Raw genomic sequence first — 22,182 nt, 5'->3', positions numbered from 1 at the left:
TAACGTTTAAAAAAACGGAATATGAGAAATGATGTATTAAAAATAAAATAATAAGTACGAGCTAACGTAGCTAAAAACAACTCAAATTCTTCATTTTCAGTTAATAATTCCACATCTGTTATTGCAGAAATTAAAACCGAAAAGAGATATTGAAAGACAATTGCAGTTGGCAGACTTATTTATATGTTTCGTCAGTTAATCTATTAAATCACTGTTACATTTACCGCGTTAGGGCCTTTTTTTCCATCAGCCACTTCATAGCGTACCTGATCGTTTTCACGAATACTTTCTGACAAACCTGTAGCATGGACAAATATTTCACTTCCTCCATTTTTTGGTGTTATAAAACCAAAACCTTTTTCTTCATTATAAAATTTTACTGTACCTTCTTGCATCTTTTTTACTTTTTAGTGGATAAATATAGTACAATAAATCTAGGCAAATGGATCATGTGAGAATTATATAACATTGAATCGAAATTATATAAACATCAAGTCTCCATTTTTTGAGTTCATTAAATACATTTGAAATAGAATTAAATTTGCATATTCAATTATTACATCTTGGATCTAGAAAAGTGTCAATCTTCTTTTTGATAATTAATAGATTTATCTATGATCGAACAAACAAGAGAGTAACTTTAAAATCGCAGAACCACATGAGTTAAAAACTATTACTGATAAAAAAGATAATAATTTCTATCATAAAACAGTATAAAACACTCAAAAGTTTTGTGTCAGAATCGTGGCAAAAGCAATTTAGAGTGGCTACTTTTTTTGCCGCAAAGAAGTAGCTTAATTGAAAGATTTTTCCGTAGTTTTAGATATGTGATACACCATTTTAAAAAGCCTCAGTCAGTCTAAAATAAAACCCCCAATCCCCACGGCCAACGGCAACATCAATTCCTGCATTTACTTTTTGACCGGCCTTTTCGATTACCTGATAACGAGCACCAGCCCCTATACTTGGTAATGGTTTGCTCCAGGAAGCTCCAGAATTATACCAATCCCCTGCTGCTGCTCCCTCCTCAGATTTTCTATAGGCAATTCCAAGTCCGACAAACCCAACATATCCCCATTTTTTATAAAAATTATTTCGAAATTCAGTTTGGGCAGTATAAGTTTGATTTCCTCGATATTCCCCTTGGGTATACCCTCTTAAATCTGTTTGACCAATATAATCCTGGGATGCAAAAGGAACATCTCCAAAGTTGGCTTTCATTGCAAATCGGCTGGCCAAAATTTTGTGATCACTTATTCCTTTATAATAATTTACATATAACATTGTTTTAATGAAATCATTATCATTATCTAACCAGGAGGGTACTGTAGAAAATCTGGCATCTATAAAAAGACCAGAACTCGGATTATAGACACTATTTCGGGTATCATAACTAATGGGGATAGATAACGAATTGGTGTCGTTAGGATCCACCACTTCGGTATTATCCGGAAGTTTGATAGTTACATCCGACCTCATCATAAATCCGCCGACTCCTAAATAAAAATTTTCGAAAATCCTTCTCTGTAACGCAAATACATATAAAGCTCCCTTTGTTGTATAAGGGGTTTCATAAACTCCTGTTGCGCCTCCCATGTCCCCGTTTTCAAAATCCATAAACGCCTGAAAATTATAGTTTATATATCCGGCTGCCGCAGTTATTCTCCAGTAATCTTCCTTAAGATAAAGGCGTGTCCCGAACATAAGATAGTAAGAATCATTCGTGGCATAATTGCCAACCCCCATAATTCTTGAAAGAGGAACTTTTTTTGAATTGTCGGCTTTAAAAAGCGCCATAGCTATCACCCCAACTCCTGCTCCTTGTGAACGATCGTAAGTCAATGTCGGCATAGGCATAAAGGCAACTTTTTTTTCTTTCTTTTTGACGGTATCAGCCTTTTTAACCGTATCCAAACTGCTAAGTAGTATTGGGGTAATTATTACCTTTTTGAAGTGCCAAGGTTTTTCATTATTTGAAAATGAAAAAACATATAAAGTACAAAATAAAAATGCAGAGAGAAAGAAGGTTCTTTTCATTTGAAATTAAATTTGGATAGAGGCAAATAATAATTGTAAAAATTTAACTATCAAAAATAAGCATAAACAAATTTAAAAACGATTTTTATTCAACAAAAATCTACTAATGATCAAGCAATTATAAATCAAAAACAACTTTGAACGGCATTAAATACAACGAATTTGACATTAGCAGTTGTTAATTTCTGTTTTTATCAAAAAGTATTACTTATTTTTGATAAAAACAGAATTACAACCCTCATTTAAAACAAATTAACAGTGCTAGAAAATGACATTTATATATCATAGAGAACTTGAACGACAGATTTCTTCTGGACATTTTGAACCTACACTGAAAATACAAAACTGGCAAAAGCACAGATAGAACTAATTCAAATTGTAGAAGGCAAAAACTAAAAACCTATTTTAAATATAATCATAATGAAACTACTAAAATTCTTGTTTATCCTCGTTGTCACTGCCTCTTTGAATGTTTATGCTCAAGAAAATAAAAGCATTTATTTAGAAGGAGATGTAGTAAAAATTCCGGTGGACCTTATTAACGATTGGCCTTTTATTGATGGCGAAATCAATGGCGTAAAAGGTCGTTGGATGTTTGATACAGGAAATAGCAAAGCTTTCTCCCTCCACTCTAAAAAAATGACTGGAGTTGAATCCAAAACAGTAGGTTCCGGATTTGTGGCGAGCGGACAAAAATATGAAGTACTCGAATATCCGTTAATTGATCAAATCAAAGTTGGAACTAATGAATATAAATCCCTAAAAAATATAAGAGGTAATAATTTTGATTTTCTGGAGCCTATTTCAGCCAGCGTTATTGGTCAGATTGGTTTTGATTATTTTAAAGGCTACGACATTAAAATAGATTACCTAAGAAACGAACTCACTTTTTATAAGCAAAAAGAAGATAGTGAAAATTGGAATGACATTAAAAATCATAAAAATTACATTACCTCGCTGCCTTATTTTACACGAAAACTAGACAATCACCCAATGGTCAAAATACAATATAAAGGAGTGGATCTTTTATTGACATTTGACACAGCCGGAGGAAAAGGTAGTTTTACTATAGAGGATTCGTATTTTGAAAAGTTGAAAAATGAAGGAGATATTGAAAATTTTTACGACGAACCCAGCACACTCTACAATTGGTATAATATCAAAATCGATAAACGTTTAACCGTAAATCTTTATGGTATCGAAAAAGAAGATTCTAGCCCCGCCCATAAGCCCTTGGGAATAACTGAAAAAAATACACTCACTCTTGACCATTCTTTTTTATCACAGTATATTACAATATGGGATACCAAGAATAAAGTCATCCATGTGTTAGAAAAAAAATAAGACGAAACATTAGCCGCAATAGTTTCAAACGCAAGCTTCAAATCTTCACAAAAAAAGTCCTGATTTTCATCAGGACTTTTTGTATTGGTAAAATCTAAATTTTTAAAACTCCAATTTATAAAAGCTTTAATTATTACAATTTCATTGTCAATCCAATTCCAGGAGAGAATCCAGAAACGTTACCACCGGCAAGTTCTACATAAACACCCCATTTTTCGTTCCAAAACCAGCGTCCTCCAACTTGAAGGCCAAAATTGATATCACTTTCATCATTACCATTATTGTCATTATCATCTCTCATATCAAAAGTATATCCAACATTAGGGCCTGCATACACATCCCATGCATCATTGGTAATACCAAATACATGATCAAAATAATAATTTGCCTTTACTCCTACATTCAGCCAATCAAGATCTAGGCTGGTTCCAACACCTGGAGCAATAGTAATGTCCTTATGAACAGGTATCTCATAATTAATACCGACAAGACCAAAGTTTAATTCTTTTCTGGCTTGTCCAAAAGCAGTTGTAAAACACAATATTCCAAAAACTGATAGAGCGATTTTTCTCATGATAATTTTTTTTTAAATGTTATACTCAAATTTAACTATAATTATTCAATAAAATCATACAAATATAATGTATTTTATATCATAATTAATTACCTGTCAAAATGTTATATCAAATCTAGTAATTAATATGCAAAATATTAAAACAATTCAATAATAACATTATCTAAAATTTTCAAATAAATCGTTTCCAATCCCCAGCACAACCTACTATTTTTTTGTTTCCAAATCAGAGACTCCACTATAGTTTAAGCGTAAATTCCAGCTTCAACAATGCTCTTTAGCAAATCAATAACAAGCGATATTCGCCTTCATTTTCTACTGGTGCCCTATGAATACAAGGCAGGACTTGCTGTTTTGGATGGTCCACGGCAAGGCGCCACAGATGTCCCAACCCCAAATTAATAGGTTCGACATCCTCATGAACCTGATAATGTAAATCAAAGTAATTCTCCTTCAAAAAATTTTCGAATTCTTCCGATGGTCCATTATGCAGTTCTTTTAGCTTTGACCGGATTTCTGGAATTAGAACTTTTTGCTCCGCCTGCGTATTAGAAACTATATCACTTGCTGCTCCATAATATGTGCATAAATAAGTATCTGTTGCAATAGGAGAACGATCCACATGAAACGAATACACATCAGTCGATATGAAATCAAATTCATCATCACGCTCATAACATTTCAGTAAATTGAGAGAGGGGGAAGCTCCAAAATCAGCTAATAATTGTAAATCATTTAAGATTATTTCCCGTGCTCTATTCCCCTCTTCGCTTAATCGGAGTGCGATTAGATCTTCAGGATAAACTTCTGTTATATTTTCTTTTATACGTAGCTTGGCTACGATCTCGTTAAAATCGCCATCCAAATTTCTTTGCCAGCATAGCGCATTCATTTCTCCCCTGAAATCACTACCCACAAGCTCAGAGAAAGTAAATACTGTACCAATTTGGTTACTGGCAGAAAATGTATTGCTCATAGTTTATTTATTAAGAAACTAGTTATTTTATGAATTACAAAATTATTTAAATAGTAGTTAGTTACAGCGTTTATATCCGTTTATTCAACCATAAAAAATGTTCAACAAATAAAACTTTTTTCTCCTCCACTTACATCGGAAAGTTTTCCCACCACTCTCCAAAATTGAAATAAGGTATAAACCTTCACATGTGATTTCTCTATTATATGACATTTATTTTTCTAAAATTAAACCTCAATTTTATAGTTATCATTATATAATTATACTGAGCTAGACCATTTTTACCTTTTTATAGAACACTTTCGTAGTATAGAAAGGCTTTTTCCTATCAAAACAAAACCTTTAAAAGGGTAAAAAAACAAAAAACAAAACACAACAACCACAATATCAATTTATTAAACAATAAAAATCAATAAGTTTTATAATTATAACACCATCTGATGGCAAAACAAAATAATACATAAAACACTAACAAACAGATACTTAAAGTCAAAAAGTAAGCGATTTGAATTTTACAAAAAAACAACCACCAAATGGTTATAAAATCACAATACGCAAATACCTCATTATCAATATTTTTAGAAAAACTTTGATAAAAAAAAGATAAAATTCAAAAAAAAATACAAAAAAATCAGAAAATCAATTTAAACTGAAAAGAATTCAAAATGTTTTTAAAAATATATTTGCAATGTCAACAATGAAGTTGAAAAAACAAATTAACTAACAATTTAACACCCCACAATTATGTCAGACTTTTTAAAACAATTCGGAGACGATTTAGAAAAAAATGTACCAGGTTTCATCGCTGTTTCAGTTGCAGAAATTCAAAGCGGAATGTCATACTTTTCACAATCTGTAGTTGCAGATTTTGATCCTGAATTAGCATCTGCTTTCAACCTTGAAGTTGTAAAAGCAAAAATGAATGCGATTAGTGCTTTAGGATTAAAGAATCAGGTTGTTTCAGATATTATGATTACGCTGTCATCTCAAATTCACATCATTGATATTTCTGATAATAATTTGTATATGATTTACCTTGCGGTTGACTCAACTAAGGCAAACTTAGGAATGACGAAATCCATCCTTAACAAATATAAAAAAGAAATTGCTTCTAAATTATAATGGATTTAGAATTGGTAAAACGGCTGACTTTTAATGGTTGGCCTTTTTTTTAAAATAAATTTTAAAAAAAAGAAGTTATGAAAAAGAAATTACTGTTACTTGTATTTTTTACTTTCACGTTACTTATTAATGCACAGAATACTAAAGGTATCAATGGTGATGTCAATTGGTTGAATATGTGGACAAATTTTAATCCTAAAACTACCAACTATAATGAAGCCTCCATGATAATCAATGGAGTCATTACATCAAACATGACCTTAAAAAAAGAAAATGTTTATGTATTGGTCGGTAACGTTTATGTGGCTCCAAATGTAACTTTGACAATTCAGTCAGGCACACTAATAAGATGTGATACCGAGACTTTAACCTCATTAATAATTACCAAAGGTGCCAAAATTATTGCCGAAGGTACCGAAACTGACCCTATCGTTTTTACCTCTAACAAAGCTTCAGGCGATAGAAAACCTGGTGATTGGGGAGGTATTATCATTTTAGGAGATGCTCCAATAAACAAAACCGGAGGAATTGGTTCTTTAGATTTTGATCTTGACCCACAAAAAGCACTCTATGGCGGAAATAACAAAGACAGTGACTCGGGTATTTTAAAATATGTTCGAATTGAATTTTCAGGAAAAAAAACTAGTGCCAATAAACCTATTAATGGGTTATCATTAGCCGGAGTTGGGAGAAAAACCAAATTAGAATATATTCAGGTAACTTCTTCTGATGAGGATTCCTTCCAGTTCTACGGTGGATATATCAACACCAACAATTTGGTTTCGTTAAGATCAGCCGATGATGACTTTGATTTTACGCAGGGAGTTCAATGCAATATTTCTAACAGTATCGCGATTAGAAGTCCGTTCATATCGGATAGCTACGGATCGCGATGTTTTGAAATGGAAACTGTTGATACAAGAAAAGGAGAGGTTTTAGACAGTAAAAAAGAAATGACCAGGGTAAATGCTTCAAATTTTACCATGATGCATACTGAAGATATTGGAACTGAAATTCAAGGACTTAAATACGAAGCAATATTAATTCGTGAAAACACCTTTTTAACATTAACCAATTCAGTAATATCAGGATTTAGCCACCTCATTGTATTTTCAGATACAGTTACAATTTCTAATGAATATTTAGAGCAAATAGTTTTAAAAGATCTGCTTATTAATGACACAAAGGTCATTGGAACAACTCAAAATACCTACTACAATTCTTTTATCAGTAACTGGTATCAGGAAAAACCATTCGGAATAGAATATATTAAACTCAAAAATGACGAATTATTTGCCAGTACATCCATGAAAAAGAAACCTGATTTTAGAATTAAAAGAAGTTAATATTTCAAAAAAGAAAAAAGAAAAAAGAAAAAAGAAACCAGTAATCTGTAGATTACTGGTTTCTTTTATTACCTCATTTATTTAAGATCCGTTGATCATTTATACTAACGCCTGAATCATTATTTACAACGCTTTAAATCGCTTATTTTCAATCAATTCAACACAAGGTATTATTTGAAAAATACTTTAATTTTACTGAATGTTTTTTGCTCTTTTGGCAGAATCAGCAATATAAGAAAGCAACCATGCCATCTGCCCCTGTTTCGTGAAATAGATCTTTTTAGATTTTGCATCAGGCATTTGCTCTAATAAAGTTAGCAATATTGAATTTGCTGCAATTAAGTATTTTTGAGAATAGGTTTTTAAAACTTTCTCAGCATCCTTGTTTTGCGATGCTAACGTTTCAAATTTTGCATAATCCGTTTTTAATAAGGTATTGTAAGCTTCAACATCCTTAATTTCAAATGGACTAAAATTTTCTATTGCAGCATTTCCTTTATAAAGCGTATAGAATGCCCAAACTGCACCTCCGGACATGTAGATATTGTCTTTGTTAAAAATTTTCGGACTTTGCTGATACAAACGATCTGTCTGCTCTCTTAATTCAGGTAATGCATTGATTAATAATTCATTAAATTCTTCAATGGAATTCGTTTTTGCTTTTTTGTTTATTTTCTCTGTAAAAGTTACTGTACCTAAATCTAATGTTACTGGGTAAAAAACCAAAATATCATCTTCACTGAATTTCTCCACATACCCGCCCTTTGTATTTCCTCCGCCAATATCAAGAATCAAAGAATCAGTATACTCTTTTGGCGGAATACATCCTTTTAATAATAATTTTGCCTCTGTATCAGAAGTAATTATTGCGACATTCACATTAGTAAAAACATATAATTTCTGGAGTAATACATCTACATTTTTAGCCATTCCTACCCCCGAAGATACCACTATAAAGATTTTCTTTTCTTCAATTTTGAATTCCTTACGCAGTTTGGTGTAATTTTTCACTACAACATCAAAGGCAGTATCAATATCATTTGCGGCTAAATTTCCATCAATAGATATCCCTTTCGCAATAGCAATATTTTCTGTCCAAAAATCAACTACTTCGTATTTTCCTTTTTTTATATTTTGGACATTTATCACTGACATTTTAACGCCCTTACTTCCTACTTCAATTCCGGCATAGAGTTCTTGTGCAATTAAACCCGAAGGAATTAAAAAAATAAAAACAACTATGGCTTTTAATGCAATATATTTTTTCATCATAAAGGTGATTTTTTAATAATAGGAGCAGCTAATTTTCGTATAAAACAGCTTATCATTTCTTGCTTTTATCAACAAAAATAGATTGCACTATTTTCATTTTAGTTTCTATTGTTTCTTTTTCAACTATTTTTACCAACCAATAACAAAGCGAAATAGCTAATAAACCAATTAAACTCATAAATATGAAATCTGCCTTATAACTTGCATATTCTACGATTTCCATACCTGTCTTTGCACTTAACACATGCGCAAGACTGAAACTCATGGTAAAAACAGACATATATCTGCCCTCTTGATTGTTATGCGATCTGGTCATGGCAAATGAGTTTGCAAAAGGAAAAGTTAACATTACCCCAAGAGTCATGAAAAACATCATTACATACAATATTCCGTACCATTTGTCATTCAATAACAGAAGAATATAACTAAGAACCATAAATGATAAACCGAGCATAATGACATTCAGCTTATTGATTCTGTTTTTTTCTACGTAATTGACAATAGGCAATTCAAACAGTAATGTTAATATACCGCTGAAACTTAATAGTAAGCCGCTGTTTACCTCTGATAAATTAAATTGCTCTCTGTGATACAGCGTCAAAGTGGTAAATACCTGGAAATACATAATCCCTGTTATCAGCGAAATGAACATGTGCATTAAAAAAGTTCTATCTTTTAATATCGCATACTTATCTACTCCTATATTGTGTTTTTTGAGTTTAAATGGTAGTTTTCTTTCTTTGACTAAAAGAACAAAAACTAAAACCGCCAGAATACATGTTGCCGAATCGACATAAAAAAGATATTTATACCCTATTAGTACAATAATAAGACCGCCTAAAGGAGGACCAAATAAAAAGCCCAGGCTTGTTGCTGCCCTTACCAAAGCCAGCGCTCTGGTTTTGTTTTCTTTTCGGGTATATGTATTTAAAGATACCAACATCGCCGGCCTGAACATATCAGCAATAGTTGTTAATAAAAGAATTGAAATACAAAAACCTTCAAATGATGCCGTATACTGTAACATAAAGAAGATACCTCCACTTCCTAAAAGACTCCCTATCATCACTTTGTAGAATCCAATTTTATCAGATAGCACACCACTTAGCCATGTACCTATAAAAGATCCAACACCAAAACAAACCATAACCCAGCCTATCTGATTATATTCAAAATGCAGATTCTCTCGCATATATTTGGAGAGAAACGGAATAACCATAGTACCTGTTCTGTTTATAAAGGTTATTAATGCCAAAATCCAGATCTCTTTTGGAAAACCACTATAATTTTCTATATATTTTTTTCTTAACCCGCTAAACATATTTTTTCTTTTTGAAGTTTATTTTTTTTTGATATTCCTTTAGAATAAATCAAAAGACCGCTTTTTTAAAGTCGCTATTCGGGTTTTAAATTTAATAACCTTGAATAATTAATGTAGAAAGCGACTTATGATCCAGATACAGAAAGCCCTCTAATCAGTAATTTAAACCTATAGACAAACCAGCTTAATGCAAATAGCTTTTTCTAAATAGTTGATTTAATTTTTAACCTTAATTAGATGCGTCCTTGTTGAAAATAATGGTATTTACCACTACTTCTTTCATCCATTTAATAGTTTCAATTACTCCGGTTTCTTTACAAATCATGTTGCAGTTTTGATGCCCCCAAGCCAAATTATAAGGAGAATGATTAAATTCTCCTGTTTTTAGCTGATTAATATAAAAAAGGTTAATCGGGCTAATATCTTTATCGCTATCTGATTTTTCAGAAGATTTTTCAGAAGAATCAAAGAAGTTAAGCAGAAAAGCCTCTGCACTTAACTTTTTTAAACAAAGAGGACAAATCGTGTTTTGAACATTATCAATAATTCGAGTCTTGTAAAGCCGTTCATTATTAGCTAATTTTTGATTATTACAAGCTGTAGTTATAGCTGCGATTCTATTTTCGATCTCACTTTCTGTCATACCTGCACTAAGTGCCACTTCCTTAGAATCATAACAGAGCCAGTATAAATATTCTAATTGTAAGTGACAGGATTTTATCGTTAAAAGAGAAGCGTATTCCGCCACTCTGATTCCGGCGCCTTTGCAGCTACTGGTATTAAAACCAAGAATAATTTTCTCTTCGTCTTTTGAGGTTGACGATAATATCCTTGCAACAAAGTGCCCATCTATAGGAGTTGTTCGCTTTTCAGCTACGGTTAACTTATTTTTATAAGGATTAAATTCATTCCATTGCGCCCTTGTTTCATAAGATAAAATGGCATTAACGCCAAGTTTTAACTTTCTGGCCTTCATTATGTTTAATGCCTCAGGATTTGTATAATACTCTTCAGGACTAAGGACAACAATAAACCCGCTTTCAAATCTGTCAGAAGTGAATACAGAAATATCAAATAAGTGAATAGATTCAAAAGGTATCAAAACAGTACCGTTTCTATTGGCTCTGTTCTGAAAAATTACATCATCATTCGCACTTCTTGTTTGTCCGGTTTTGTAAATTTTACTTTGCAGTAAAGGTGGTAGTTTGGGTAGTCTTTTTGCCATAGATTAGTGTAGGTTGATTATTTGGTTAATTAGATATGCCAGACATGGAAACACATTAGCAAATGTTGTTGCAATGAATAAATCCATTATCTGATGGTTTGTGCAATTTAACTATTGAATAGACTGGGGCTAAATTGTAGGCGTATAGGTAATTCTTGAAAGCGCAATAAAATCAAATTTGGGACGCAAAAAAAAATCAAAAAGCATTTTTTTATAAGAGAATTAGCTATTATTGTTAAAAATGTTTAACTTTTAGATTAGTTCTAAATAATCACATTCTTTAATTAACAGCTATTTTGTAAAAACATCTAACAGATTTTTTTTCACAACAATCTAATAACGTGTATTTTGCAATTTCAAACATAAAATAATTCTTATAAAATTCAACAAATATGAATTAAAATCTTCTTTTTCTCCAAATTCAACAACATTAAACATTTGTTAAATAAAAACAAATCTATTTTATTCACTTCTTAAAATAAATGGACTATCTTATTATTATGATTCACTATATTATTATTTTTTCTTGCTTTTTTATTGTAATTTAGTTTTAAATGCTTTTTTATATCTAAAAATTAACATGAAGACATTTAAACAACGGGACGGATTTCGGGGCGAAAAATTAATATCGTTGCCTGATGACATTTGGAAAAAAGCTATAAAAGAGAATCCGGTATTAAGCCATTTGTACATAACACATATTGGTTATTTTCCTAAAGCAACTTATCATTACAGGGAGCATAAAAATGGGTGTCCGGATAATATTATAATATATTGTTTGCGCGGAAAAGGATGGTATACCGTTAAAGACAGACGTTACGAAGTTCGACCGAACCAATTTTTTATCATTCCGGCAACACAAGAACAAATCAGTTATGGATCTGATGAAAATGATGCATGGACAATATATTGGATTCATTTTAGTGGCACTACTATTAATACTTTCAACAAGAGTTTCGATATTGGCCTATTTGATGGACCTCGACAAATTTCTTTAAACGAAAAAGGAATAGAACTTTGGGATTCGATGTATAAAAATCTGGAAATGGGATATGGTAAAGAAAATATTAGTAAAGCAAATTTATGCTTATACCATTTTGTTTCTTCCTTTTTATTTCCAGAGAAAAATGTCAATGAAAAAAAGAAGGACGAAGAAGATCTAATAATCAAGACGATTGCTTATATGAAAACTAAATTAGCCGCAAAAATTACTTTGGAAGATTTGGCCGTAATGAATGATTTATCGACTTCTCATTTCTCATTACTTTTCAGAAAAGCGACTAGCATGTCACCATTGGACTATTTTATACATTTAAAACTTCAACACGCCTGTTTATTATTGATCACTTCGGAGGTTAAAATAAAAAATATTGCCGCTGATTTGGGATATGACGATCCTTATTATTTTTCCCGTCTCTTCAAAAAGCACATGAAAATATCGCCATTACAATATCGTTTTTCTCCTCAATCAAAACCCTCATAATTTTTTAAGGAATATTTTTATGAAATACCAGCAATAGCCTTAAAAAGAAAAATTCCAAATCCCAATTTTTAAGTTGGAATTTGGAATTTATTATATTTGGAATTTATAGCCTTTCTTAGTCTAAAATAAAACTCACACTTACATTCGCAGTAATTTCGATTTCTCCAATTGCTAATGTTTCGTTTGAAGCCCCTTCAGCATTATCCATCGCCATTGATTTCATAGCGTACATTGGCTGTGGGTGGTAAATTTGTGAGTTATCAGAGATAACAAATGCTTTACCAACTTTTTGTCCTAAAACTGAAACATAATCTTCGGCTTTTGCTTTAGCATCTTTCATCGCAATTTTTCTTGCATCAGATTGATACTGGGCCAATTTAGATGATTCAAAAGAAACTTTGTCTAAACGATTGATTCCTTGTTGTACCAAACCTTCCATTATTTCATCATACTTAGATAAATCTTTCAATAAAATTTCTACAGTCTGAACAGCATTATAACTTGTTTTCTTCTTTTCGTAGTCATATTGCGGATTTAATGCAACTTGTTTCGTTCTGTAATCTGCAGTTGGAATATTCATTTTTTTAATGAATTTTAAAACCGCATCCATTTTTTCGTCATTTTGCTTTTTGACGTCTTTAGCATTATTTCCTTTTGTTTCAACGGTAGCCGAAATAGAAACCTGATCTGGAGCTATCTTTACTTTTCCTTCTCCATTTACATTGATTTGAGGAATTTGTTTGGTTTCTTGGCCGTAAGACATAGTCATAAACATGATTGTTAAAAATAATACTACTTTTTTCATTATTGTGATATTTAAATTATTTGATAACGTTATTTCAAAAGTTGTGCCATCATTACAATTTCCCCAATTTAGCCATAACAAAAAGTATCACAATCGGTATTGCCAACAAGATAACCATTGAGCTGTGATCCAAAATTAACGAAGGTTCTTTTACCAATGTAATCAAATAACCGCCTATAGCGCCACCAAAATGAGCTACGTGACCAATATTATCATTTTTCGCTTTCATTCCGTAAATCGAATACAATAAATATAAAATTCCGAAAAGATAAGCCGGCATCGGAATAACACCAAAAATTCCCAACATCATATCAGGCTGAAGCAAAATTGCAGAATATAAAACTCCCGTTACAGCTCCCGAAGCACCAACGGCACGATAACTATAATCATTTTTATGAAAAAGCATAGTGAGTAAACTTCCAAAAATCAAACTTCCAAAATAAATCAAGGCAAATGAAATAGAACCAAGCCATTGTATAACCACAGGTGCAAAAAACCAAAGCGTTAGCATATTAAATGCCAAGTGCATAAAATCGGCATGTAAAAAACCAGAAGAAAGCATTCTGATTTGCTCGCCGGAGCGAATACTTCCAACGTGAAATTCATATTTTCTAAAAAAAGCAAGATCGTTAAAGCCTTTGTAACTAATCAAAACATTGGCAACTATAATCCCAACCAAAATGGTATTTACGGTATTCATAAATAATGTTTAATGTGAATGGTAAATATAGTAATTCTCAAACATAAGTTCACCCCAAACCAAAACATCAATGGTTATCCATTTTTGCTTTATCTTTGTAAAAAAAATATACATGCAATTTCTCGTTTATATATTGGCCTACCCTTTTCTCTGGCTTATTTCTATACTTCCATTCCCAATATTCTACTTCTTATCAGATTGTATTTACTTTATTGTATATCACGTAATTGGATATCGTCGAAAAGTAGTTCGTGAAAACCTCGCGCTTACTTTACCACATTTAAGTGAGAAAGAACGAAGAGAAATCGAAAGGAAATTTTATCAGCATATGTGCGATATGTTTCTGGAAATGATCAAAACGATGAGCATTTCTCCTGAAGAAATGGAAAAAAGATTTGTTATTACTAACATGGATCTTTTTCATGAATATGAAAGAAAAGGTAAAAGTGTTGTTCTAGTAGCTTCGCATTATGCAAGCTGGGAATGGCTTTTGACACTGAATAAAAGAATGATTTTTAACGGCGTTGGTGTTTACAAAAAAATTGCGAATCCTTATTTTGATAAACTGGTTCGAAAAATTAGAGGTAAATATGATGCTGAATTGGTAGAAACTAAAAAAGCAATTCCGTTAATGGCCCAAAACCAACGCGACGGAATTTTAAGTCTTTATGGTCTTGCCAGCGATCAATCTCCAAAACTGGACAGAATTTTTCATTCTATGAAATTCATGGGAATCGAAGTTCCGGTACACACAGGAGCAGAAATGCTTGCAAAGAAATATGACCTGAGTGTTATTTTTATTAAAGTAAAAAAAGTCGGTCGAGGCTATTATGAAGCTTCAATTGTTCCGATTGCTGATAACCCGAAGGAATACGAAAACTTTGAAATCACAGAAAAATATTTGAGAGAGGTCGAAAAACAAATCTATGAAGCTCCGGAATATTATTTATGGACGCACAAAAGATGGAAACATCGTGTTCAGAACTAATTGATAAAAAAATACCTCTTTCAAAATAAGAAAGAGGTATTTTTTTTTAAATGAAAATGATGAAATTAAATTCCGGCAATTACCTTTATTTCATCTATAATACGAAGTGCCAGAACATCCGCTTTTTCCTGAGAAGGAGCTTCTGTATAAATACGAATAATTGGTTCTGTGTTTGATTTTCTTAAATGTACCCATTCAGTAGCAAAATCAATTTTCACACCATCAATTGTTGTGATATCTTCGTTTTTGTATTTTTCAGTCATTGCAACTAAAATTGCATCAACATCAATTTGAGGAGTCAATTCGATTTTATTTTTGCTCATATAATATTCAGGATAAGAAGCACGTAAAGCTGAAACCAGCATTTTTTTGTTCGCTAAATGCGTTAAAAATAAGGCTACTCCAACCAAACTATCTCTTCCGTAATGCAACTCAGGATAAATAATTCCACCGTTACCTTCTCCGCCAATAATGGCGTTGTTTTTTTTCATTAACTCCACAACATTCACCTCACCTACTGCGCTCGCCTCATAACTTCCGTTTTGCGCAACTGTTACATCACGTAATGCACGAGAGGACGACATATTTGAAACAGTATTTCCAGGAGTTTTACTCAAAACATAATCAGCACAAGCCACTAATGTATATTCTTCTCCAAACATTTCTCCGTCTTCGCTGATAAAAGCCAAACGATCTACATCAGGATCTACAACTACTCCTAAATCGGCTTTTTCTTTCACAACCAATTCCGAAATATCAGTCAGATGTTCTTTTAATGGCTCCGGATTATGAGGAAAATGTCCGTTTGGTTCGCAATATAATTTCACTACTTCGACCCCCATTAATTCTAATAATTTCGGGATAATTATTCCACCAGAAGAATTAACGCCATCGACAACCACTTTAAATTTGGCCGCTTTTACAGCCTCAACATCTACTAATGGCAAGTTTAAAACTTCATCAATATGAATATCCATGTAAGCATCATTCACAGTGATTTCACCTAAACTATCAACATCCGAGAAATCGAAAGCTTCAGCCTCGGCAATTTCTAAAATCTTTGCACCTTCAGCACCACTTAAAAACTCCCCTTTTTCATTCAGTAATTTTAAAGCATTCCATTGTTTTGGATTGTGAGATGCTGTTAAAATAATTCCACCATCCGCTTTTTCAAGAGGTACCGCAACTTCAACAGTTGGCGTCGTCGAAAGTCCAAGATCAATTACATCAATTCCTAACCCTATTAAAGTATTTACAACCAGATTATGAATCATCGGTCCGGAAATCCTGGCATCACGACCAATCACTACTGTTAATTTTTCTTTTGAAGTATTATTTTTTAAAAAAGTTCCGTAAGCCGATGCGAATTTTACAGCATCAACCGGAGTCAGGTTATCACCAACTTTTCCTCCTATAGTTCCGCGAATTCCGGAAATCGATTTTATTAAAGTCATCTTTGTGAGTTATGGTTATTTTCACTGCAAATATAGATTTTTTTTTAAGTTACTAAGATTTTAAGGGGCTAAGGGGCTAAGATTTTTTTAAAAGGTTCAAAGGTGCTGAGATATTAAGGTTCTAAGATTTTATAAAAAAACTAAATTGTGAAGTTTATATTGTGAAGTCTTATTATAAAAGCGATTTAAAAAAGATTTCATACTTTTACTAAAACAACCAAGTTTCTTAGTCCCGAAGCTTCTTGGTAGCAACTTTAAAAAAGAAAACTTAGTCCCGAAGCTTCGGGATAGCACCTTAAAATCTTAGCACCTCAAAAAACATGAACTTCCTTGCCCATATATATCTTTCAGGTGATAATGATTTTATCAAGATTGGCAATTTTATGGCTGATGGAATTCGGGGGAAACAATTTGAGCATTTTCCGCAAGATGTTCAAAAAGGAATTATTTTACATCGATTTATTGATACCTATACTGATTCTCATGATGTTTTCAGACAAAGTACCAAGCGATTACATGAAAAATACCACCATTATGCCGGCGTCATTGTAGACATTGTTTACGATCATTTTTTAGCTAAAAACTGGAGCAAATATTCTGATGAAAAACTGGAAGATTTCATCGATAGATTTTACAGTTCGCTCCATAAAAATTATGCTATTCTGACTGAAAAAACACAAGATTTAATGCCATATATGATCGAAAGAAACTGGCTTTTGAGTTATAGGACCGTCGAAGGAATCCATCAAATTTTGACCCAAATGGATCGAAGGTCGAAAAATATATCCAAAATGCAATTTGCCAGCGAAGAATTAAAAGAATATTATGCCGAATTTGAGCAGGAATTCACCACTTTTTTTGAAGATATCCAAAAACAAGCCAAACAAAAATTACTATCCATATAAAATCTAATTGATTCTATAAAACTCATATTTTTCCCGTTATGAAAAAAATTACATTATTATTCTCCTTCGTTTCTGTTTTTACTTTTGCCCAACAAACCGCAAATCCCACCGGATTAATAACTTCCCAAGCTATGGTCGTTTCGGCAAGAGAAGAAGCTTCTAAAATAGGCGCCGACATTATGAAAAAAGGCGGAAATGCTTTTGATGCAATGGTTGGTACCGAATTAGCTTTGGCAGTTGCTTTTCCGTTTGCAGGAAATATCGGCGGCGGTGGATTTATGGTATATCGAAAAGCAAATGGCGAAGTTGGTTCTTTAGATTATCGTGAAAAAGCGCCTTTAGCGGCTTCAAAAGATATGTTTTTAGATAAGGATGGTAATGTCATTAAAGGAAAAAGTACCGAAACAGCATTGGCAATTGGTGTTCCCGGAACGATTGCCGGAGTTTTTGCCGTGCACAAAAAATTTGGTTCAATGCCAATGTCCGAAATTTTAAAACCTGTAATTGCTCTGGCTGAAAGAGGCGTTGTTGTAACCCAAAAACAGGAAAAAAGTATGAACAGCTACCGTGAATCGATCATAAAAATAAACGGACCGACGACACTTTTGGCTACAAATTTCAAAGAAAAAGATACTATTAAATATCCTGCTCTTGCTAATACTTTAAAACGAATTTCGAAGAATGGAAAGAATGAATTTTATAAAGGAGAAACGGCTAAAATTTTAGTCGATTATCTTCAGAAAAAAGGCGGAATTATTACGTTGGAAGATTTATCCAAATACGAAGCAAAATGGAGAAAACCACTTCAATTTACCTATAAAGATTTAAAAATTACTTCAATGTCGCCACCAAGCAGCGGCGGAATCTGTCTGGCACAAATCTTAAAAATGATTGCTCCTTATGATTTAGCAAAAATGGGTCATAATTCCCCCGAAGCCATTCAGGTAATTGTAGAAGCAGAAAGAAGAGCTTACGCCGACAGAAGTCAGTTTTTAGGAGATCCTGATTTTGTAAAAATTCCGGTAAACGCATTACTTTCTGATAATTATTTAAAAGAAAGAATGTCAACTTTTAATGTTGATAAAGCCAGTTTATCATCAGAAATAAAAGAAGGAAAAGTAACGTATAACGAAAGCACAGAAACTACTCACTACTCTATTGTTGATAAATTTGGTAACGCAATCGCAGCCACAACAACTTTAAATGATGGTTATGGTTCAAAATATTATTGCGATGAATTGGGTTTCTTTTTGAACAATGAAATGGATGATTTTAGTGCTAAACCGGGATCTCCAAATATGTTTGGATTAGTGGGTAATGAAGCCAACAGCATTGCGCCACAAAAACGAATGCTGAGTTCAATGACACCAACAATTGTAGAGAAAAACGGAAAACTTTTTATGGTTGTCGGAACTCCTGGTGGATCAACTATTATCACATCCGTATTACAGACTATTTTAAATGTTTACGAGTATAAACTCAGCATGCAGGAAGCTGTAAATGCACCGAGATTTCATCATCAATGGCTGCCAGACCTAATTACTTTCGAGCCAAGCACTTTTGACAACACTACAATTGATAAACTTAAAGCAAAAGGGTATTTAATCAACGAAAAACCAACTCCAATAATTGGTAAGGTTGACGCAATTTTGATCTTGCCAAACAAAACTCTTGAAGGTGGTGCCGATTTTAGAGGTGATGATAAAGCGGTTGGTTTTTAAATGAAATAGATTTTCGGTAAAAATCATACAATTTTAAATGTTATAAGCTAAATTTGCAATATTCCCCCTAACTTTTACAAACAGAATGCTAAAAAAATATTTCAGAAAACTAGAAAACATCATTGCTCTGGGACAATCCTTAATGACACCAAAGCAATTTATTTTTTTATCAAGTGTTTTAATTGGTATCTCTTGCGCATTGGCAGTAATTCTGCTAAAAACTTTCGCGCACAGCGTATTCTCTTTTGCTACCTATATTAACGGAATATTAAAGTTGAGTTTTATCAACAGTATCTTACCTATTATTGGTATTGTACTGACCGTTTTTGTTGTAAAAAGGGTACTGAATGGAACTATTGAAAAAGGTACTTCTCAAATATTATATACCGTAGCAAAAAAAGCAAGTATTATTCCGCGAAAGCAAATGTATGCGCAAATTATAACGAGTTCGTTAACGGTTGGTTTAGGAGGTTCAGCAGGTCTTGAAAGTCCGATCGTAGTAACCGGAGCAGCCTTTGGATCTAACTTTGCCCAAAATTATAAATTACCTTATAAAGATAGAACGCTCTTAATTGGCTGTGGAGTTGCTGCGGGAATTTCGGCTGCATTTAACGCGCCAATCGCTGGAGTTTTATTTGCCATTGAAGTTTTGCTGGTTGATGTCAGTATTTCGGCCTTCACTCCTATTATGATTTCGGCTGCGACCGGAGCTTTAGTTTCTGCCATTCTTTTGGATGAAACTATATTATTGTCTTTTAAAAAACAAGAAGTTTTTAATTATCATAATATTCCATTTTATATTATCCTTGGAGTTTTAACCGGTTTTATAGCCGTGTATTATGCCCGAAATTTTCAAAGAGTAGAACATTATTTTGCAAAAATGAAAATTGGCGATTATAAAAAAGCATTAATCGGATCTTCATTATTGGCCTTACTTATTTTTGTTTTCCCAACGCTTTTTGGTGAGGGTTATGAAAGTATCAAAACGCTGTCTGAAAGCGATCCGGGCAAAATACTAGACAATACCTTATTTGGGGATTTTAGAGATAATCAATGGGTATTACTACTTTTTGTTGGATGTACGATGATGGTAAAAGTATTTGCATCGGGACTAACGATTGGAAGTGGTGGAAATGGAGGAAATTTTGCTCCATCATTATTTTTGGGATCATATTTAGGCTTCTTTTTCTCCAAGTTTATCACTATGATTGGTTTGTCAAAATTGCCAATCAGCAATTTTACCATGGTTGGGATGGCCGGAATTTTGAGCGGATTATTCCATGCGCCGTTGACCGCAATATTCTTAATTGCAGAAATAACAGGAGGTTACGGATTAATGATTCCTCTTATGATTGTATCATCGATAAGTTTTGCAATTTCAAAACGTTTTGAGAAATATTCACTGGATGTAAAAGGCTTAGCCAAAAAAGGTCACGCTTTTACAAGCAATAAAGACACTAATATCCTTTCTACCCTGGATATTGACACCATCATTCAATGCGACTATCTGACTGTTCATCCTGATGAAAATTTAAGCAAATTAGTTGATCTTATTTCGCATTCTAATCAAGTTGTTTTTGCTGTAGTTAGTCATGAAAAAGATTTGGTAGGTGTTGTACATTTTAATGATATTCGTGAAATAATTTTTAACCCCTATCGCGTAAAATATACTTTGATTAAAGACGTCATGAAAACGCCGCCAGCTACAATATCTTCTCTTGACAGCATGGAAATCGTGATGAGCAAATTCGAAAAATCTAAATCGGCTTTTCTTCCGGTTATACGAAATAACAAGTATTACGGCTTCATTTCCAAATCTATAGCACTCGAAGCTTACAGAATGAAACTTCGTTCTATGACGATTGAATAATTCTTAATATCGGATAGGTTAAAGTTTTACAATATCCGATATTAAGTGTATCTTTGTATTCCAATGTGGAATATAGACCTAACATATAGAACCGAATTTCAATCAACATTCGATCGATTGTACCAAAAAAGGCTTGATTTGCAAAACAGCAGACCATTGCCTAATATCGCTTTGCATAAAATTCGCGAAAGTTTATCCTTAGAATGGACCTACAATTCGAATAGTATCGAAGGAAATACCATGAGTTTGCGGGAAACACAAATGGTTATTCAGGAAGGAATTACCATTAAGGGAAAATCGCTTCGGGAACATTTTGAAACCCACAACCACGACAAAGCTATTGACTATTTATATTCGATTGTAAATTACAATTACAAGCTACGTAGTATTGATATTCTTTCTATTCACGGATTGGTTTTGCGATCTATTGAAGATGATTTTGCAGGACGATTACGAAATGGCGGTGTTCGAATTTCTGGGGCCAATTTTATGCCTCCAAATGCGAATAAAGTCTCCGATTATCTTGACGAATTAATTGATTTTATAAATACAAATCCGTTAGGTTTAAATGATATTGAACTGGCAACGATTTATCATCATAAACTAGTCTGGATTCATCCTTTCTTTGATGGAAATGGGCGAACTGTTCGTTTGAGCATGAATCTGTTATTAATGCGATGCGGTTTTCCTCCTGCGATTATCTTAAAGAATGATCGAAAAAAATATTACGAGGCACTCAATCAGGCGAATAATGGAAATTATCAAAAACTAACGCTTTTGATGTGTCAGGCTTTGGAGCGTACGCTGAATATTTATTTAAGCGCCATGCCAGGGAGTAATTACGATTTTCAATCGATACAAAATATTGTAAGTGAGCCTGAAACTCCTTATGGTCATGAGTACATTAGTTTGCTGGCCAGAACCGGCAAAATAGATGCCTATAAAGAGGGCCGAAATTGGTACACCACCAAAGAAGCCATTGAAGAATACATGGCAACCAGAAAAAGAAAACGCTAACTCAGGTTAGCGTTTTTTGTTA

The 22,182-nt window shown here is 32.9% G+C and carries 19 protein-coding genes; 9 read left to right on the top strand and 10 right to left on the bottom strand.

What is annotated here, in order from left to right; genetic code table 11:
• Positions 1-203: 203 nt before the first annotated feature.
• Both J2X17_RS18105 and J2X17_RS18100 read right to left on the bottom strand, forming a co-directional pair.
• Positions 204-395 (bottom strand): cold-shock protein, encoded by a 192-nt coding sequence (locus J2X17_RS18105; protein ID WP_310301271.1) that lies wholly within the window; start codon positions 393-395, stop codon positions 204-206.
• 445 nt (positions 396-840) lie between these two features.
• Positions 841-2,037 carry a BamA/TamA family outer membrane protein gene (locus tag J2X17_RS18100; RefSeq protein WP_310301270.1) on the bottom strand — a complete coding sequence of 399 codons (1,197 nt, stop codon included), beginning with the start codon at positions 2,035-2,037 and terminating at the stop codon, positions 841-843.
• A gap of 420 nt (positions 2,038-2,457) precedes the next feature.
• On the opposite strand from J2X17_RS18100, the gene J2X17_RS18095 reads away from it, so the two are divergent.
• On the top strand, positions 2,458-3,381 hold the full coding sequence (locus J2X17_RS18095) for a hypothetical protein (RefSeq protein WP_310301268.1): 924 nt from the start codon (positions 2,458-2,460) through the stop codon (positions 3,379-3,381).
• 133 nt (positions 3,382-3,514) lie between these two features.
• Here the strand turns inward: J2X17_RS18095 and J2X17_RS18090 are convergent, their stop codons facing one another.
• The gene (locus J2X17_RS18090) at positions 3,515-3,955 is read right to left on the bottom strand and encodes an outer membrane beta-barrel protein (RefSeq protein ID WP_310301266.1); all 441 of its coding nucleotides are present in this window, start codon (positions 3,953-3,955) and stop codon (positions 3,515-3,517) included.
• Between the two features lie 277 nt (positions 3,956-4,232).
• Positions 4,233-4,931, bottom strand: coding sequence for a DUF1826 domain-containing protein (locus J2X17_RS18085; protein WP_310301263.1), 699 nt, complete (start codon positions 4,929-4,931; stop codon positions 4,233-4,235).
• Positions 4,932-5,675: 744 nt separating this feature from the next.
• Here J2X17_RS18085 and J2X17_RS18080 point away from each other — a divergent pair.
• Together J2X17_RS18080 and J2X17_RS18075 are read left to right on the top strand one after the other, a co-directional pair.
• A complete protein-coding gene (locus J2X17_RS18080) occupies positions 5,676-6,053 on the top strand; it encodes a hypothetical protein (RefSeq protein WP_310301260.1) in 378 nt (125 codons plus the stop codon).
• 77 nt (positions 6,054-6,130) lie between these two features.
• Entirely contained in the window at positions 6,131-7,399 is a 1,269-nt protein-coding gene (locus tag J2X17_RS18075; RefSeq protein WP_310301258.1) for a hypothetical protein, read from the top strand.
• A gap of 192 nt (positions 7,400-7,591) precedes the next feature.
• On the opposite strand, the gene J2X17_RS18070 is transcribed toward J2X17_RS18075, so the two are convergent.
• The 3 genes from J2X17_RS18070 to J2X17_RS18060 all read right to left on the bottom strand — a co-directional run bounded on the left by J2X17_RS18070 (position 7,592) and on the right by J2X17_RS18060 (position 11,217).
• Positions 7,592-8,671: a Ppx/GppA phosphatase family protein gene (locus tag J2X17_RS18070; RefSeq protein ID WP_310301256.1), complete on the bottom strand. Its 1,080-nt coding sequence runs from the start codon at positions 8,669-8,671 to the stop codon at positions 7,592-7,594.
• 52 nt (positions 8,672-8,723) lie between these two features.
• Positions 8,724-9,992: an MFS transporter gene (locus J2X17_RS18065; RefSeq protein WP_310301253.1), complete on the bottom strand. Its 1,269-nt coding sequence runs from the start codon at positions 9,990-9,992 to the stop codon at positions 8,724-8,726.
• 229 nt (positions 9,993-10,221) lie between these two features.
• On the bottom strand, positions 10,222-11,217 hold the full coding sequence (locus J2X17_RS18060; protein ID WP_310301251.1) for a BstXI family restriction endonuclease: 996 nt from the start codon (positions 11,215-11,217) through the stop codon (positions 10,222-10,224).
• Positions 11,218-11,797: 580 nt separating this feature from the next.
• On the opposite strand from J2X17_RS18060, the gene J2X17_RS18055 reads away from it, so the two are divergent.
• Positions 11,798-12,700 carry an AraC family transcriptional regulator gene (locus J2X17_RS18055; protein ID WP_310301247.1) on the top strand — a complete coding sequence of 301 codons (903 nt, stop codon included), beginning with the start codon at positions 11,798-11,800 and terminating at the stop codon, positions 12,698-12,700.
• A 115-nt stretch (positions 12,701-12,815) separates the two neighbouring features.
• Here J2X17_RS18055 and J2X17_RS18050 read toward each other — a convergent pair whose 3' ends face one another.
• A complete protein-coding gene (locus J2X17_RS18050) occupies positions 12,816-13,505 on the bottom strand; it encodes an SIMPL domain-containing protein (RefSeq protein ID WP_310301245.1) in 690 nt (229 codons plus the stop codon).
• 52 nt (positions 13,506-13,557) lie between these two features.
• On the bottom strand, positions 13,558-14,205 hold the full coding sequence (locus tag J2X17_RS18045) for a rhomboid family intramembrane serine protease (protein WP_310301243.1): 648 nt from the start codon (positions 14,203-14,205) through the stop codon (positions 13,558-13,560).
• 112 nt (positions 14,206-14,317) lie between these two features.
• On the opposite strand from J2X17_RS18045, the gene J2X17_RS18040 reads away from it, so the two are divergent.
• Entirely contained in the window at positions 14,318-15,193 is an 876-nt protein-coding gene (locus J2X17_RS18040; RefSeq protein WP_310301241.1) for a lysophospholipid acyltransferase family protein, read from the top strand.
• Between the two features lie 65 nt (positions 15,194-15,258).
• Here J2X17_RS18040 and glmM read toward each other — a convergent pair whose 3' ends face one another.
• On the bottom strand, positions 15,259-16,647 hold the full coding sequence (gene glmM, locus J2X17_RS18035) for a phosphoglucosamine mutase (protein ID WP_310301237.1): 1,389 nt from the start codon (positions 16,645-16,647) through the stop codon (positions 15,259-15,261).
• 320 nt (positions 16,648-16,967) lie between these two features.
• Here glmM and J2X17_RS18030 point away from each other — a divergent pair, with 320 nt between their 5' ends.
• From J2X17_RS18030 to J2X17_RS18015, 4 genes are all read left to right on the top strand, one after another.
• Positions 16,968-17,552, top strand: coding sequence for an acyl carrier protein phosphodiesterase (locus J2X17_RS18030; RefSeq protein ID WP_310301235.1), 585 nt, complete (start codon positions 16,968-16,970; stop codon positions 17,550-17,552).
• 38 nt (positions 17,553-17,590) lie between these two features.
• The gene (gene ggt / locus J2X17_RS18025) at positions 17,591-19,273 is read left to right on the top strand and encodes a gamma-glutamyltransferase (RefSeq protein WP_310301233.1); all 1,683 of its coding nucleotides are present in this window, start codon (positions 17,591-17,593) and stop codon (positions 19,271-19,273) included.
• 85 nt (positions 19,274-19,358) lie between these two features.
• Positions 19,359-21,143 (top strand): chloride channel protein, encoded by a 1,785-nt coding sequence (locus J2X17_RS18020; protein ID WP_310301231.1) that lies wholly within the window; start codon positions 19,359-19,361, stop codon positions 21,141-21,143.
• A gap of 63 nt (positions 21,144-21,206) precedes the next feature.
• Positions 21,207-22,160 carry a Fic family protein gene (locus J2X17_RS18015; protein WP_310301228.1) on the top strand — a complete coding sequence of 318 codons (954 nt, stop codon included), beginning with the start codon at positions 21,207-21,209 and terminating at the stop codon, positions 22,158-22,160.
• Positions 22,161-22,182 lie beyond the last annotated feature (22 nt).

It is taken from the genome of Flavobacterium aquidurense, assembly GCF_031458035.1.
GTDB classification, from domain to species: domain Bacteria; phylum Bacteroidota; class Bacteroidia; order Flavobacteriales; family Flavobacteriaceae; genus Flavobacterium; species Flavobacterium aquidurense_C.
This window is presented reverse-complemented; position numbering and strand designations above follow the sequence as displayed.

What these genes read in the sequence shown, in the direction of transcription:
- J2X17_RS18105 (WP_310301271.1), bottom strand. Translation starts at nt 395, where the DNA reads ATGCAAGAAGGTACAGTAAAATTTTATAATGAAGAAAAAGGTTTTGGT.
- J2X17_RS18100 (WP_310301270.1), bottom strand. Translation starts at nt 2,037, where the DNA reads ATGAAAAGAACCTTCTTTCTCTCTGCATTTTTATTTTGTACTTTATAT.
- J2X17_RS18095 (WP_310301268.1), top strand. Translation starts at nt 2,458, where the DNA reads ATGAAACTACTAAAATTCTTGTTTATCCTCGTTGTCACTGCCTCTTTG.
- J2X17_RS18090 (WP_310301266.1), bottom strand. Translation starts at nt 3,955, where the DNA reads ATGAGAAAAATCGCTCTATCAGTTTTTGGAATATTGTGTTTTACAACT.
- J2X17_RS18085 (WP_310301263.1), bottom strand. Translation starts at nt 4,931, where the DNA reads ATGAGCAATACATTTTCTGCCAGTAACCAAATTGGTACAGTATTTACT.
- J2X17_RS18080 (WP_310301260.1), top strand. Translation starts at nt 5,676, where the DNA reads ATGTCAGACTTTTTAAAACAATTCGGAGACGATTTAGAAAAAAATGTA.
- J2X17_RS18075 (WP_310301258.1), top strand. Translation starts at nt 6,131, where the DNA reads ATGAAAAAGAAATTACTGTTACTTGTATTTTTTACTTTCACGTTACTT.
- J2X17_RS18070 (WP_310301256.1), bottom strand. Translation starts at nt 8,671, where the DNA reads ATGATGAAAAAATATATTGCATTAAAAGCCATAGTTGTTTTTATTTTT.
- J2X17_RS18065 (WP_310301253.1), bottom strand. Translation starts at nt 9,992, where the DNA reads ATGTTTAGCGGGTTAAGAAAAAAATATATAGAAAATTATAGTGGTTTT.
- J2X17_RS18060 (WP_310301251.1), bottom strand. Translation starts at nt 11,217, where the DNA reads ATGGCAAAAAGACTACCCAAACTACCACCTTTACTGCAAAGTAAAATT.
- J2X17_RS18055 (WP_310301247.1), top strand. Translation starts at nt 11,798, where the DNA reads ATGAAGACATTTAAACAACGGGACGGATTTCGGGGCGAAAAATTAATA.
- J2X17_RS18050 (WP_310301245.1), bottom strand. Translation starts at nt 13,505, where the DNA reads ATGAAAAAAGTAGTATTATTTTTAACAATCATGTTTATGACTATGTCT.
- J2X17_RS18045 (WP_310301243.1), bottom strand. Translation starts at nt 14,205, where the DNA reads ATGAATACCGTAAATACCATTTTGGTTGGGATTATAGTTGCCAATGTT.
- J2X17_RS18040 (WP_310301241.1), top strand. Translation starts at nt 14,318, where the DNA reads ATGCAATTTCTCGTTTATATATTGGCCTACCCTTTTCTCTGGCTTATT.
- glmM (WP_310301237.1), bottom strand. Translation starts at nt 16,647, where the DNA reads ATGACTTTAATAAAATCGATTTCCGGAATTCGCGGAACTATAGGAGGA.
- J2X17_RS18030 (WP_310301235.1), top strand. Translation starts at nt 16,968, where the DNA reads ATGAACTTCCTTGCCCATATATATCTTTCAGGTGATAATGATTTTATC.
- ggt (WP_310301233.1), top strand. Translation starts at nt 17,591, where the DNA reads ATGAAAAAAATTACATTATTATTCTCCTTCGTTTCTGTTTTTACTTTT.
- J2X17_RS18020 (WP_310301231.1), top strand. Translation starts at nt 19,359, where the DNA reads ATGCTAAAAAAATATTTCAGAAAACTAGAAAACATCATTGCTCTGGGA.
- J2X17_RS18015 (WP_310301228.1), top strand. Translation starts at nt 21,207, where the DNA reads ATGTGGAATATAGACCTAACATATAGAACCGAATTTCAATCAACATTC.